Raw genomic sequence first — 13,739 nt, 5'->3', positions numbered from 1 at the left:
AAGTAGGATTGCATAAATCATTGTACGTTATGATTAGCTTACTTTTCTTGCTTCTTGATTTAGGTGCATTGGTTGATTTCGCCGGTGTATTTATGAAAAATGGAACTGTATTAGGCTTCTTCGATGTTATGTTGATAGACGGAATCGCAATTTTGTCTCAAATTATCATTGTAATTGGTTCCATGCTTTTTATTCCGTTAGCACTTACTTCTAAGCGGTTTCATGAATATGATTACCCAGAGTATTTTGCTCTTTTCTTATTTATGATTGCAGGCTTTCAATTTATGGTAGCTACTGATAATCTAATTTTAATCTTTGTTGGTCTTGAAACGGCATCTTTGGCACTTTATACCCTTATTGCATTGCACAATCGCTCAAAATCGTTTGAAGCGGCAGTAAAATATTTTACCATGGGTGCTTTGGCGGCAGGGTTTTATGCATTTGGATCGATGATTCTGTATGCGATCAGCGGTTCTGTTGAAATTAATCAAATCGCAACTATTTTAGCAGAAGACCATTACCGCAATATTGGATATGTGCTAATTGCAGTTGCGTTTATGATTGCAGCGTTTGGATTTAAACTCTCTATGGTTCCTTTTCATACATGGACTCCAGATGTTTATGAAGGCTCATCTGCGGCACTTGCTGGATATATGTCGATCGTTCCAAAAATTGCAGCATTTGTTGTAGCAATGCGTTTATTTGAGTTTTTGGTACACAGTGGTGTTGTATGGCTTCAAGTGATCCTTTATATTGGAGTTGTTGTGACAATGACGGCATCTAATATTTGGGCATTGGTTCAGAGCGATGTCAAACGTATGTTGGCATATAGTTCAATTTCTCATGCCGGTTTTGTTATGGCTGCCATTTTGATCGGTACTACGCAAGCAAATACTGGATTGTTTTTGTACTGGGCATTATTTAGCTTTACCAATCTTGGTGCCTTTACCATGTTATGGGTTAACCGGCAGAAAAATCTTCTTCCGGGACAAAGTTCAGACCATCCGTATGAAAAATTTTCGGGCATGATTAAAACTATGCCAATGGCAGCAGTTATGATGGCATTATTTATGCTTTCTTTGGCGGGTATTCCACCGTTTGGTTTATTCTGGGGTAAAATGTATATGATCGGATCGGCTGTTAGTGCTGGCTATACGGTTCTTGCTCTTATAATGGCATTGAATTCGGCAATCGCGGGGTATTACTACCTCAAACTGATTGTTTTCATGTTTATGAAAGAGCCGATGGTGGGGTATGAAAAATTTTATTTTATGAATGCATCACTTTCTCTAAAAACGATTATAGGAATTGCAGTTGTGGGGACTATTTTTGCTTTATTCGCTGTAAATCCTTTGTTGAAAGTTATCACTCTATTCGTGTATAATAGCGGCTATTAAAAGGAAACTAAAAGGGGGAAATATTGAGATACTGGATTGCATTATGCTTCTGGTTCCCCTTGGCTGCATTAGAGTTAACCATTCAAAGTGGCAAAGACGGCGGAGAATCATTCAGTATACTACATCTTCGTCACAATACTCCTTTTACTTGCCAAGAGACAAAAGATGATTTTGATGAAACTAAACAGGTAAATTGCTATTTTCCTACCCCTCCAAAACAAAACTTTACTCCGATTACTAATTCACTATTTATACTTACATCTTTCTTATCAGACAAAGGATACGTTATCAGTATTGTTCCTAGGTCGAAAATTAAATTAGAACCAGTGGTTTTTGATCTTACTAAAGAATCTGCTACCTACCTTTATGATGTTCGCAAAGCAACCCATTGGAGTGTTATAGGCTATCATAAGGTGATACCACTTATTAAAAAGAGTTCAGTATCTTCTAGTGCAATTAATTTTCCGGTTCAAATCATTAAAAACACTCATCCCTATATTGGAGGTTTGGATTTAAAGGGACATCCGATTAAAATCAGTCGAGTTCAGGATGTTACTGATTATATGAATATGAAAAAAGCTTATGAAGCAAATAATTATGGCAAAGTTTTGGAATTATCCGAATATACACTTAAAAAATATCCCAATACAGTCTTCAAAAATGAATTAATGTTATATCAAATCCGTTCGTATCATCATGAAAACGAATTTGAAAAATTGTTAGCGGTCGGTAAACAGTTTTTAAGAGAATACGCATCGGATCCAAATGTATCTGAGGTGTTAGTTTATATGGCTAATGCATATAATCAAGTTGGACAAAACAGTGATGCAGATTATTTTTTTGATCGATTATTTGATGAACATTCAGATAGCCCATTTGCATCTTTGGGAATGATCTATAAAGCAGAACAATTAGAGAATTTAGGCAGCCCAAGCAAAGCATGGGTATTTTATCAAAGAGCACTTAATACGAGTAAGGATATACAAATCGCTTCTAAAGCAGCATTTAAACTTGCGCAGATAGAGATGAATCATAATAAGACGAAACCTGCGTCACAGTATATTGAAAAAATTGGATCGGCAAATCCAAATTATTTTAATGATGTACGTGAAGATGCTATGGTTATGGCAGAATCATTTATGGAACAAAATGATCCTAAAAGTGCTATTCGTATTACTGAATCTTTGTTAAATGCTACCGATAAAAAATCACAAGATTATCCGATTTTATTGAAAAAACTAGGTTTTCAATATGCTAAAGCCGGAAAAAGAAGTGAAGCGCTTAAGCGTTTTAACGAGTATCTTGAAAATTATAAATTTGGTGAGTTTATCGAAGATGTTCGTCGGGCAAAAGACGGGTTGTTTTTTGATGAAGGAGAAAAAAATTCAACGCTACAAATTCAAAAATACGATGATTTAATCAATCGTTATGGAAATGATAGCGTCGGAAAAAAAGCACTTTATAAAAAAGCACAACTTTTATTGAAAGAGAAAAAATTTAAAGAGATTTTGGATTTAGAGAGTGAACTGTATCGTTTGGATTCAACGGAGTATCCTGAAACAAATGCTTTAATTTCAAAAAGTGCTATAGGTTTAGAAAAATTGTTGTTAAAAGAAGAAAAATGTACCGAAGCCATCGGTTTGCAAAAGATGTATAAAATTAAGCTCCTTGCAGAGTGGGATGAAGCATTCTTTAATTGTGCGTTAAAAACGACCAATTACAGTGCAGCAAAAAAAATTGCACAAAGACATCTTAAATCCAAATCAATTTCTGATCGTCAAGTTTGGCTATCTCGTATGGTAAAAACACAGTTTGGTTTAGGGGAATATAAAGAGGCTATTAAAGGAGGTGAAGAATTAATCACCTTGTTGGAAATTGAAAAAAATCCTCCCTTAAATGATATTTATAGAACGATGTATGACTCGGCTCAACGTATTAGCGACAGTGAAGGGATGATACGTCATATCAAATTAATTGAAACTGCTTACCCAAATGATTTTAAAGATATTGAACGATACACTCAAATGGTAAGTTTAGCGTTAATACGTAAAGATGAAAGTATGTCGCAGACTTACGCTCAAAAAGTTATGCTACTGCAAGAGCGAACAAAAACGTATACACAAACTCCATATATTGAATTTACGTTAGCTCAATCGTATCAAAATTTAGGAAAAGATAACGATGCGCTTAAAGTATTAAAAACACTCAATATGCGAAAATTAACCAATGAAAAGCGTTCACGTCAACAGTATGTAATTGGATCGATAGAACAAAAATTAGGGAATAAACGTCAAGCTAGAGAAGCATTTAATGCGAGTATCAACGCTGATAAAAACTCAGCATGGGGCAAACTGGCTAAAGATGCATTGGCACTATTTTAAAAGAGTGCTCGCTACCTTGTATAGATCATGGGTTGTACCGCTTGCATATAATTCAAATTGATGAGAGTTGAAGGTTTGTTGCCGTTTGGCAAGTTGAGCAGTATGCGTCTCAATTTTTTCAATTAGCTCCGACTTTGTCAATTTAGCGTCTAAATACTCTAACGTTTCGATGATCCCGATCGCTTTCATACTATTTGGTATTCTTCCATAAAGTCGTTCTAGCTCAGCTACTTCATCGATCAAGCCAGAATTTGCCATTTTGTGTGTTCGCATCGAAATACGTTCTCGTAAAACTTCACGATCAATGTGTAAATTGAGTATCGGGCACTCTGTGATGATGGGCTTAGGCGGATTATTTTGGAACCATTTCGAAGGTGCTAAACCCGATTCGAGATAGATGAGAAGCATTTTTTCGATTCTATAAGCGTCTGATGGAGCGATTTTATCCATTGTCAGTGGATCAATTGTATTTAAAAGACGATAGCATTTACCTAGATCAATGAGCATGTTTTTCGCGTGATAAAGAGTATCAGAAGAGTAGTTTGGAATTTTGGATAATCCATCAATCATACTTTTGAGGTAGAAACTGCTTCCACCGACAATGATGATATTTTTTCCATTGTTTAAAGCGTATTCATACGCTCGATGATATTCGTCGATAAAGGTCAAAACACTTGCTGTTGTACTAGGAATTAATCGATTAATTCCAAAATGCTCTATTAGTGAGAGTTCATATTCCGAAGGTTTTGCAGAAGCGATATTGATGTTTTTATAAATACTTAACGAATCGATAGAGAGAATAATCGCATTAAAATGCTGAGCAAGCTTTAAGGCTAAATCACTTTTGCCCGATGCAGTAGAACCGATAATCGCTAATTGTTTCATTAATGATATTATACCCTGAAGTGTTTTTAGGGTAAAATAAAGTCATTATGATTTCAAAGGGCTATATTGTGAAGCGTTTGGCGAAAAGATTACAAGATTTTAATGAACTGGTGATGTTTCAGCACAGTGTCTTTTCTCTCCCTTTTATTTTTATTGCGATGATTGTTGCTGCGGATGGGTGGTTTGGCTTTAAACTGTTGATCTTAGGTGCTTTGGCGGCTATTAGTGCACGTAATGCAGCAATGGGATTTAATCGTTATGTTGATCGTAGTTTCGATAAACATAATCCGAGAACGGTTGGACGACCTAGTGTAGATGGACGGTTAGATGGTGCATCGATAGCCCTTTTTACAATAGTTAATGCTCTCGTTTTTATGGCAGCAGCTTACTTTATTAATGATTTGGCGTTCTATCTAAGTATTCCTGTGTTGATGGTATTGCTCAGTTACTCCTATTTCAAACGGTTTAGTTCCTTGGCTCATATCGTTTTGGGTATTTCACTTGGATTTGCGCCGATGGCAGGTGCGATTGCAGTATTAGATACTATAGCGTTGTGGTCGATATTGTTGAGTATAGGAGTCGTGTTTTGGGTAGCAGGATTTGATTTACTGTACTCTTTGCAAGATATGGAGTTTGATAAAACGAATGGCTTACATTCAATTCCTTCACGATATGGAAGCGGTATAACTCTTAAAATATCAGTTGTTTTTCATATTTTTACGATTGTATTTTGGGCTTTATTTGTGAGTGTGGCAGAGCTTGGATGGTTTGCTGGCACTGCAGTCTTATTTTCGGCTCTGATGCTTTCGTATGAACACTATCTTGTACGTAAAGATTTTACACAGATTGATAGAGCTTTTTTTACTATAAATGGTTATTTAGGTTTTGTATTTATTGGATTGATTATTTTAGATAAGGTGGTTTAATGAGCGATATACGTTTGGTCGATGCTACTTTAACAATCGAATGTGACGTTGAAAATTTTAATCCAATTGAATATGAGCGTGAATATATTCAATTGAGTGAAAGTGAAAATGATGCCATTGGACAATGGCTTCGGAGTAATAAAGCTAAAGTTGATATAGGGGAAAATGACACAATTATAATTCAATTATTATCGGAACTTTATCGAAAAATAGATCGTTTAGAACAAGTTCTTTTAAATACCGAACCAAATAGAGTTATTTTGTCCATACATGCTCGTATAGGACGCATTGGATATGAATATTTTGAGCTTACTGAACCTGTAATGGAGATCGGTAAGCACTATTATGGACGATTGGAAATACCGATTCATCCCATCAGAGAAGCAGGATTGTATTTTGAGGCACTTAGCCCAACTTTAGCTAAAATAATTCGGATACATCAAAAAGATAGTAATAAATGGGGAATGTATATGATGGCTAGAGAGCGGGCAATCATTCGCCATTTAAAGGGATATGAATGAATTACACCATCGAGATAGCTCTTGTCGCATTGGCAATTTTGCTGATGGGGCTTATTTATTATGTTATAACCAAAGAGGGTGAAGTCGCTTCGCAAATTCGTTCGATCGCTAAAGCGGTTGATGATCTACACCGTGAACTCTTTATGATGGATAAACGTCTTAAACAAGAGTTGGAGATTATTACTTCTCTCCAAGAGAGTGTCCCTGTGAGCCAAAACTCTCTACATGCAGAGTTAGGACGAGAGGTAAACGAAATCTCAGTTCCGATTTTGGAATCATTAGGGCACATCGAGGGGAGTCTAAGCGCTTACAAAGAGAAGACAGAAAATCGGTTGCGTTATCTCGAAGAGCGTATTCGTAATCTCTCCCTCCCTACATCGATCAGTGGATTGGATGATGAGAAAGTGATTAGCCGATACAACCAAGGGTTAGAAGTAGATGTGATCGCCAAAGAACTCCGCCTCTCAAAAGCAGAAGTAGAGTTTGTTCTGAAAATCAACCAACTGCGCTAGGTAAGTATTAATCACTTTTTAAGCTTATCTAGCTATAATTTCGTTCTCTTTAAAATGCGTCCGTAGCTCAGCTGGATAGAGCACCGGTTTGCGGTACCGGCGGTCAGGGATTCGAATTCCTTCGGGCGCACCACTTACAAACACCGTAATTATTGAACTTTCCTTAATCTTTGCCAATCACTAAATTCACTGAAAAATTTAATTACCCACATCGTTATTTCTATCGTCTTAACTGTATTTCGTGACACGGAATCTATGCATTTTTTAATAGGGGAGATGGATCTCGTATCAAGTACGAGATGACGAGAAGTAAGCTCTATTATTGCTGTTTATTTTTTCGTGCGGTAATTTCGTTTAGGAAACTTTCCAAATCATATTTAACTCGGTATTGCGATGTGAGGATATGGATGAGGATGTCTCCTAAGTCGATAGCAACCCAATCTCCGCTTTCATCAACGTATAAAAATTGTTCTTCGGGCTTAAGACCTTTTTTCAAATGATCGAGTAACGCTATGGTATGACGTTCTCCTAATGATGATGCGAGAATAACGTAGTCGGCGAAATAATCGCTTCCTTGAAGATCGAAAACTTCGATTGCTTCGGCTTTGTTCTGGTCTAAAATGGCGCTGATTTTTTCAATGCGTTGGTTCACAGATGTTCCTTGTAGTAGGTTGTAATTTTTTGTTCGATATTTGATTCTAACCCCAAAGGGCTTCTTGACGTACGAAAATCGGTTGAGCTGATCGGTTCATTGATGCTGAGCCGAATCATATTTTTTGGGATAGGGATATCATTGCGGCATGCAACAACCCAATGCACCATAGCGTTTAACTCATCAAAAGAGTGCCAACTAGACAATTTTTCGAGATTATCAGCTCCGATAATAAGATAAATTTCATTACCTTGAGCCGCATAGTATTTTACCGTTTCGATGGTATAGACACTTTTGTTTTGATTGATCTCAAAATCACTGATTTCCACCTTTTTTAAAAGGGTAAAAATCTCCTTTAACCACTCGTAGCGAAGTGTTCCATCCGCGATAACAGAAGATTTGAATGGATTGCGCCATGCGGGGACAATAACAAGCTTATCGATACACAAAACTTCTAAAGCTTTGGTAACGACAGCTATGTGTCCGACATGCGGCGGATCGAAACTGCCGCCGTAGAGTGCAAGCTTCATAATTCTTAACTTCTTTTAATCGAAATTATAACCGATTTTTGGTAAAATCACCCACAATTTTGTATTGGTTAGGATTATAGGAATGGCGTTAAAGATTGCAATTAACGGATTTGGTCGTATAGGTCGCTGTGTGACCCGTCTTATTGCCACACGATCGGATGTCGAATTAGTTGCTATTAATGATATGGCTTCAATTGAAATGATGCTTTACTTATTACAAAATGATTCGGTTCATGGGCAGTTTGTAATAGATGCAAAGATTAAGAGCGAAGAATACCTTCAAATTGCTCAAAGCAATGTCCGTATTTTGAGTGAAAAGAATCCTGAAAAAGTTGATTTTGCTTCTTTTGGTGCAGATGTTGTATTGGAATGTAGTGGTCTATTTTTGACGGAAACATTGACACGCCATCATCTTGAAAAAGGGGTTAAAAAAGTTATTTTATCAGCTCCTACACAAGATAGTGGTATTCCGACTTTTGTATTGGGTGTGAATGAATACAATTATGCGGGAGAGAATATAATATCGAATGCTTCGTGTACGACAAACTGTTTAGGTCCGATTGCTAGAATACTGGATGAAACATTTGGGATTCAAAAAGGGTTGATGACGACTATTCATGCCTATACCAACGGTCAAGCGATTATTGATTCAGCTCATGGAAGCGATATGCGTCGTTCTCGTGCAGCGGCACTCAATATGATCCCCACAACGACAGGTGCTGCAAAAGCAATCAGTCTTGTATTACCGCGTCTTGAAGGAAAATTGCATGGGCAAAGTGTTCGTGTTCCCACTCCGGATGTTTCAATGGTTGATTTGAATGTTGTAGTGAACCGATCAACTTCTAAGGAGGAGTTAAGTCAACTTTTTAAAGCGTATGCTGCTGGTTCCATGAATGGAATATTGGAAGTCGATGATCGTTATCGTGTATCGCAAGATTTTGTAGGATCGAGTTTTAGTGCCACAGTGGCAGATGATTTGATTCAAGTTATCGATGGAAATCTAATCAAAATCATGGCATGGTACGATAACGAGTGGGGATACTCCAACCGACTTATCGAAATGGCATTGTTTATAAGTAAACAATAAATATTTTTTAATCTTATAGTAAGAGGAAATAATGGAATTATTTAATATTAAAGAGTGTAATCTTCAAGGCAAAAAAGTCTTTATCCGATGTGATTTTAACGTTCCGATGGATGATTATGGAAATATTACCGATGATCGTCGTATCCGTTCGGCGTTGTCAACGATCAACTATTGTTTAGATCAAGAGTGTCCCATTATTTTGGCATCTCACTTCGGTCGTCCAAAAGGTGAATATGATGTAAAATATTCTCTTGAACCGATTGCTCGACGTTTGCAACAACTTCTTAAAATTGAGGTTCAAATGGCAGATGATGTTGTGGGTGAGAGTGCTAGAAAGCTTGCATCTGAACTAAAAAATGGAGAAATACTATTGCTGGAAAATTTACGTTTTGAAAGAGGGGAAACCAAAAACGATCCTGAGCTGAGTGCTGCATTAGCTGACATGGCAGACGTTTATATTAATGATGCTTTTGGTGTGAGTCACCGTGCACATGCTTCGGTAGAAGGAATTACTGAACATTTTGATAACGAACATAAAGCAGCAGGATTTTTGCTTCAAAAAGAGATTCAATTTTTCAGTGTATTGCTAGAACGTCCGGTTCGACCATTTGCTGCCATTGTCGGTGGCTCAAAAGTTTCTGGTAAACTTGAGGCGCTCATTAATCTTTTGCCAAAGGTAGATAAAGTTCTTATCGGAGGTGGTATGGCGTTTACGTTTTTGAAAGCGTTGGGTCATGATATCGGTAATTCATTGGTTGAAGATGATTTATTGGATGAAGCGATCAATATTATGAATGAAGCAAAACGGTTGGGGGTTAAATTTTACCTTCCGGTAGATGTTGTTGCTGCTGAAAAATTTGCTCCCGATGCAATGAGTCGTTTGTGCAGTATTCAGGAAATCCCTACAGGTTGGATGGGGCTTGATATTGGACCTGCAACGGTTCGATTATATCGTCAAGTCTTAAGTGATGTTCAGACGATTTTATGGAATGGACCAATGGGTGTGTATGAAATGGATCGTTTTGCCCGTGGTTCTAATAAAATTGCCCATTTTGTTGCTGATTCGTATGCAACTACTGTTGTCGGTGGCGGTGATACGGCTGATTTGGTTCAGCGTATCGGTTTGGATGAGGAGATGACTTTTATCTCTACGGGTGGTGGAGCTTCATTGGAATTGTTGGAAGGAAAAATTCTTCCGGGGGTTAAGCCTCTATTGAAATAAATATGAATTAAAAAAGCACGGTTTAGTGTGCGCGGGCTTTCTGCCGAAGAAAACTCAGTGCTAACGTAGCTGAGAGGGGCTTTGCTCCCTCGGCGTTATTCCGAACAAAGAGAGGAACTTCAATGATTTTATGTGCCAATTTTAAAGCGAATAAAACGCGTCAAGATACACGAGCTTATATGGCAGTGGTGGAATCTTTTGTAAGTGCAAATGGTATCGGTGACACGATTATTGTATTTCCTCCTTTTACAGCCTTGGAACACGATCCTCGTAATGTGTTGATTGGCGTTCAAAATGCTTATCCTGTTCAAAATGGTGCTTATACCGGAGAGATTGCGTTAGAGCAACTCGAAGAATTTGGGATTAAAACAATTTTGATCGGTCACTCTGAACGGCGTCATATTATTGGAGAAACTCAAGAACAGATTACGGCAAAGTTTCGTTTTTTTGCGGAACATGGATTTGCAATTGTTTATTGTGTTGGTGAACCTCTTGCAGTACGTGAAGAGGGGAATGATATTTTAATGGCTTATATCGAACAACAGTTTGAGGGGATTGATTTGACGTATTCCGATTTAATTGTCGCGTATGAGCCAGTATGGGCGATCGGAACGGGACTCACTCCATCGAACAGCGATATCGAATTGGTTCATAGTGCACTTAGAAGCAAAACGGATGCGCCATTACTCTATGGCGGAAGTGTAAAAGTAGATAATGCGAGTACAATCATGGCACTGGATAATGTGGATGGGATTCTTGTTGGATCAGCATCACTTAGTGCCAACGATTTTTGCGAAATGATCGCACAAGCCACTGAGCTTCAATAAAAAACGGGTTTCCTGCCGAAGGTGTAATAATTAAATATAGAAGAGGAGAATAATGAATGTTAATGCAAGGTAAAAAAGGTCTTATCGTAGGATTGGCGAACGATAAATCAATCGCATATGGTATTGCGCAGGCGCTTCATGCGCAGGGTGCACAAATGGCGTTCACTTATCTTAATGAAGCACTGCAAAAACGGGTTGAGCCTATTGCATCGAGTTTTAATAACTCTCCGGTTTATAAGTTGGATGTGTCTGATGAATCCGATATGGAAACAATTGCCTCAAAAGTAGCGGCAGATTTTGGTGAAATTGATTTTTTGGTTCATTCAGTCGCATTTGCTCCCAAAGAAGCATTGAGTGAAGGATTTATGAAAACATCTAAAAGTGCTTTTCAGGTTGCGATGGATGTATCGGTTTACTCTTTGATTGATTTGACAAACCGTTTAGAATCGGTATTGGCTCCAGGTGCTTCGATCATTACTCTAAGCTACCTTGGAGGACCAAAATATATCCCTAATTATAATGTTATGGGGGTTGCTAAAGCGGCATTGGAATCAACAGTACGTTATATGGCGGTAGAACTTGGTGCATTAAAGGGACAACGTGTTAACGCGATTAGTGCCGGACCTATTCGTACTCTCGCTGCCAGTGGTATCGGCGATTTTAAACAAATTCTCAACTGGAATGAATCAAATGCACCGTTACGTAAAAATGTAACGATCGAAGAGGTCGGAAACTCTGCCATGTATCTTCTTAGCGATCTCTCCAGTGGTGTGAGCGGTGAAGTGCACTATGTCGATGCGGGATATAATATCATGGGAATGGCTGCTGTCGAAAAAAATGCTGAAGGAAAAAGCGTTTTTGTGTGGGATGAGAGAGAATAAAATCTCTCTATATGTTACCAATAGTTACTTGCCAATCAGCGGCATTCTATTTAGCATATCAATGTGGGAAGGGTCTTTTGGCTTTCCTGCATTCATTTTCTCTTTATTTTCTTGATATATTTTCCATTTATCGGCATATTTTTGCAATGTGAATGTTTCATTAATATCCGTATTAGGAACTTCCATCATTTTTGTCTCTGTAACGACCTTTCCATCGGGCATTGTAGTGGTTGTGGTAACTTGTTTTGGTTGCGTTAGCGGAGCCCACTCTTCTTTTAACCAAGCATCTAACGCACGTTGCATAGCCCCCCCCTCACTAGCAGCAGGAGCATTTGGTGAGACTGTATGCAAAGATGCATTTTGTGAAGGAGATACACTTCCACGATTCGCACATCCGACTAAGAGTAAAGTGCTTACAGCCGCACTTAGCAGAAGAGTATGATTCATTTTAATATCCTTTGGATTATTTGATAATTTGATACTAGATTGTACTATACCATAATACGCCTCATAATTATGATGATTATTCATTTCTAAAATCTTACAAAAATGTCATACTCCGTAAAATAGGCATTTCTCATTAGTAAACAGTCTGTAAACAAAATATTTTTTTTACAGCAATGTTTAAGAATAGCGGCGTTACAATTAACCTCGACGAAACAAAAACATAAGGTCAAGCTTAACTTAAGGAGAATCAATGAAGTTAGTTAAAATGAGTCTTGCAGCAGCAGTGTTGCTCGGAGCAAGTGCATTCGCAGTCGATAATGTAAAAATCAGTGGGGATGCGAAAGTATTCTACGGTACTGATAATAAAGATCAAGCAGTTGGAATCAGCGACAGTCTTTTTGATCAAGCTAACAGCTATGCAGATACGGCTCTTCGTATTGGTGTGACTGCTGATTTGGCTAAAGGTGTATCTATGGGTGCGACTGCGTATGCAGTAAGTACTCTTGGTCTTGAAAATAACCTTGTTGCGAATACATGGACTGGTGGACACTCCGCTACGAATCGTGTGGAAGATAATGGTTGGTTTGGTGAGCTTTGGATTGCTGCTACTGTAGGTAAAACTACGGCTAAAATCGGTCGTATGGAATTAGATACACCAATGGCATTTTCTGAAAAATGGTCGATTGTTCCAAATACATTTGAGGCTGCCGTTCTTATTAATCAAGATCTTCCAGATACGACTTTGGTCGGTGCATGGGTAGGTAAAAGTAATGGTGCCGATGCTTTGCATACTGCTAATGCAGATGCTGACAGAGATTATTTATTGAGAGATGATGCAAAATTTGCTACTTTTATGCAAAAAGGTGCTTATGCAGCGGGTCTCGTAAATAATTCATTTAAACCTGCAACCGTACAAGCTTGGTACTACAATATTGGAATGGTAGCTGATGCGTATTGGTTGCAAGCTGATATCGATTGCCAATTGGTTAAAGGTGTAAAAGTTGGTATTCAGTACGCTGATATCGATGTGAAAACGGGTGGTGTTTTAGGTGCAGCAGCACAAGATTCATCTGCACAAGCATTTAAACTTGCATACCAAGGTATCGAAGGGTTGAATGTATCGGCAGCTTATTCACAAGCAGATGATAAAGGTTCTGTGCAAATTCAAAACGTAGCAACTGGTGCAGATGCTGGTAGTTCAAATGCAACAGGGCAATCGAAACTTTATACTGAAGCATGGTGGAACTACGGTTATGTAGGTTCAAAAGATGCAGAAGCTATTAACTTAACAGCAGAATATGATCTTAAAAATGTAGCTAAACTAGGGGCATATTATACAACTGTTAATAATGACCTCGCTACAGGTGTAGCTGGTGCTACTCATCAAATGGATGAGCTTACCCTAACAGCCTCTAAATCTTTTGGACCGTTGGATGCTACTTTGGCATACGTATCAACTGATGCTGATGAT

At 38.1% G+C, this 13,739-nt stretch carries 14 protein-coding genes and 1 tRNA gene; 11 read left to right on the top strand and 4 right to left on the bottom strand.

Features of this window, described 5'->3' with window-relative positions:
* On the top strand, positions 1 to 1,397 hold a 1,397-nt coding region (gene nuoN, locus WA010_RS13320), incomplete at its 5' end, for an NADH-quinone oxidoreductase subunit NuoN (protein WP_422557604.1).
* 23 nt (positions 1,398 to 1,420) lie between these two features.
* Positions 1,421 to 3,778, top strand: coding sequence for a tetratricopeptide repeat protein (locus tag WA010_RS13315; protein ID WP_422557603.1), 2,358 nt, complete (start codon positions 1,421 to 1,423; stop codon positions 3,776 to 3,778).
* Here the strand turns inward: WA010_RS13315 and miaA are convergent.
* Complete coding sequence (miaA, locus tag WA010_RS13310; protein ID WP_422557602.1) at positions 3,770 to 4,663, bottom strand: tRNA (adenosine(37)-N6)-dimethylallyltransferase MiaA; 894 nt, start codon at positions 4,661 to 4,663, stop codon at positions 3,770 to 3,772. The genes WA010_RS13315 and miaA overlap by 9 nt on opposite strands.
* Before the next feature lie 47 nt (positions 4,664 to 4,710).
* Between miaA and mqnP the strand changes: the two genes are divergently transcribed.
* The 4 genes from mqnP (at position 4,711) to WA010_RS13290 (ending at position 6,755) form a co-directional block, all read left to right on the top strand.
* Complete coding sequence (gene mqnP / locus WA010_RS13305) at positions 4,711 to 5,589, top strand: menaquinone biosynthesis prenyltransferase MqnP (protein ID WP_422557601.1); 879 nt, start codon at positions 4,711 to 4,713, stop codon at positions 5,587 to 5,589.
* Positions 5,589 to 6,110, top strand: coding sequence for a hypothetical protein (locus WA010_RS13300; protein ID WP_422557600.1), 522 nt, complete (start codon positions 5,589 to 5,591; stop codon positions 6,108 to 6,110). Before mqnP ends, WA010_RS13300 begins: the two co-directional genes overlap by 1 nt.
* Positions 6,107 to 6,622 (top strand): hypothetical protein, encoded by a 516-nt coding sequence (locus WA010_RS13295; protein ID WP_422557599.1) that lies wholly within the window; start codon positions 6,107 to 6,109, stop codon positions 6,620 to 6,622. Before WA010_RS13300 ends, WA010_RS13295 begins: the two co-directional genes overlap by 4 nt.
* 56 nt (positions 6,623 to 6,678) lie before the next feature.
* A tRNA-Arg gene (locus WA010_RS13290) sits at positions 6,679 to 6,755 on the top strand.
* A gap of 186 nt (positions 6,756 to 6,941) precedes the next feature.
* Here the strand turns inward: WA010_RS13290 and rsfS are convergent.
* Together rsfS and nadD are read right to left on the bottom strand one after the other, a co-directional pair.
* Positions 6,942 to 7,274 (bottom strand): ribosome silencing factor, encoded by a 333-nt coding sequence (rsfS, locus tag WA010_RS13285; RefSeq protein WP_422557598.1) that lies wholly within the window; start codon positions 7,272 to 7,274, stop codon positions 6,942 to 6,944.
* A complete protein-coding gene (nadD, locus tag WA010_RS13280; protein WP_422557597.1) occupies positions 7,271 to 7,804 on the bottom strand; it encodes a nicotinate (nicotinamide) nucleotide adenylyltransferase in 534 nt (177 codons plus the stop codon). The genes rsfS and nadD overlap by 4 nt, the downstream gene beginning before the upstream one ends.
* An 82-nt stretch (positions 7,805 to 7,886) precedes the next feature.
* On the opposite strand from nadD, the gene gap reads away from it, so the two are divergent.
* From gap to fabI, 4 genes are all read left to right on the top strand, one after another.
* Positions 7,887 to 8,891, top strand: a complete 1,005-nt coding sequence (gap, locus tag WA010_RS13275) for a type I glyceraldehyde-3-phosphate dehydrogenase (RefSeq protein ID WP_422557596.1) — start codon at positions 7,887 to 7,889, stop codon at positions 8,889 to 8,891.
* A gap of 31 nt (positions 8,892 to 8,922) precedes the next feature.
* Positions 8,923 to 10,113, top strand: coding sequence for a phosphoglycerate kinase (locus tag WA010_RS13270; protein ID WP_422557595.1), 1,191 nt, complete (start codon positions 8,923 to 8,925; stop codon positions 10,111 to 10,113).
* A 122-nt stretch (positions 10,114 to 10,235) separates the two neighbouring features.
* Complete coding sequence (locus WA010_RS13265; protein WP_422557594.1) at positions 10,236 to 10,940, top strand: triose-phosphate isomerase; 705 nt, start codon at positions 10,236 to 10,238, stop codon at positions 10,938 to 10,940.
* Between the two features lie 56 nt (positions 10,941 to 10,996).
* Positions 10,997 to 11,821, top strand: a complete 825-nt coding sequence (fabI, locus tag WA010_RS13260; protein ID WP_422557593.1) for an enoyl-ACP reductase FabI — start codon at positions 10,997 to 10,999, stop codon at positions 11,819 to 11,821.
* A gap of 24 nt (positions 11,822 to 11,845) precedes the next feature.
* Here fabI and WA010_RS13255 read toward each other — a convergent pair whose 3' ends face one another.
* Positions 11,846 to 12,352: a hypothetical protein gene (locus WA010_RS13255; RefSeq protein ID WP_422557592.1), complete on the bottom strand. Its 507-nt coding sequence runs from the start codon at positions 12,350 to 12,352 to the stop codon at positions 11,846 to 11,848.
* Between the two features lie 166 nt (positions 12,353 to 12,518).
* Here WA010_RS13255 and WA010_RS13250 point away from each other — a divergent pair.
* Positions 12,519 to 13,739: hypothetical protein (locus WA010_RS13250; RefSeq protein ID WP_422557591.1), on the top strand; the 1,221-nt coding region annotated here is incomplete at its 3' end.

This window comes from Sulfuricurvum sp. (assembly GCF_049305995.1).
In the GTDB taxonomy this organism is placed as follows: Bacteria; Campylobacterota; Campylobacteria; order Campylobacterales; family Sulfurimonadaceae; genus Sulfuricurvum.
Note: the sequence above shows the minus strand (reverse complement) of the source record. Positions and strands in the feature narration are given on the sequence as shown.

Excerpts from the sequence above, each read along its gene's own strand:
- miaA (WP_422557602.1), bottom strand. The coding sequence starts at position 4,663 with ATGAAACAATTAGCGATTATCGGTTCTACTGCATCGGGCAAAAGTGAT.
- mqnP (WP_422557601.1), top strand. The coding sequence starts at position 4,711 with ATGATTTCAAAGGGCTATATTGTGAAGCGTTTGGCGAAAAGATTACAA.
- WA010_RS13300 (WP_422557600.1), top strand. The coding sequence starts at position 5,589 with ATGAGCGATATACGTTTGGTCGATGCTACTTTAACAATCGAATGTGAC.
- WA010_RS13295 (WP_422557599.1), top strand. The coding sequence starts at position 6,107 with ATGAATTACACCATCGAGATAGCTCTTGTCGCATTGGCAATTTTGCTG.
- nadD (WP_422557597.1), bottom strand. The coding sequence starts at position 7,804 with ATGAAGCTTGCACTCTACGGCGGCAGTTTCGATCCGCCGCATGTCGGA.
- gap (WP_422557596.1), top strand. The coding sequence starts at position 7,887 with ATGGCGTTAAAGATTGCAATTAACGGATTTGGTCGTATAGGTCGCTGT.
- WA010_RS13270 (WP_422557595.1), top strand. The coding sequence starts at position 8,923 with ATGGAATTATTTAATATTAAAGAGTGTAATCTTCAAGGCAAAAAAGTC.
- WA010_RS13265 (WP_422557594.1), top strand. The coding sequence starts at position 10,236 with ATGATTTTATGTGCCAATTTTAAAGCGAATAAAACGCGTCAAGATACA.
- fabI (WP_422557593.1), top strand. The coding sequence starts at position 10,997 with ATGTTAATGCAAGGTAAAAAAGGTCTTATCGTAGGATTGGCGAACGAT.
- WA010_RS13255 (WP_422557592.1), bottom strand. The coding sequence starts at position 12,352 with ATGAATAATCATCATAATTATGAGGCGTATTATGGTATAGTACAATCT.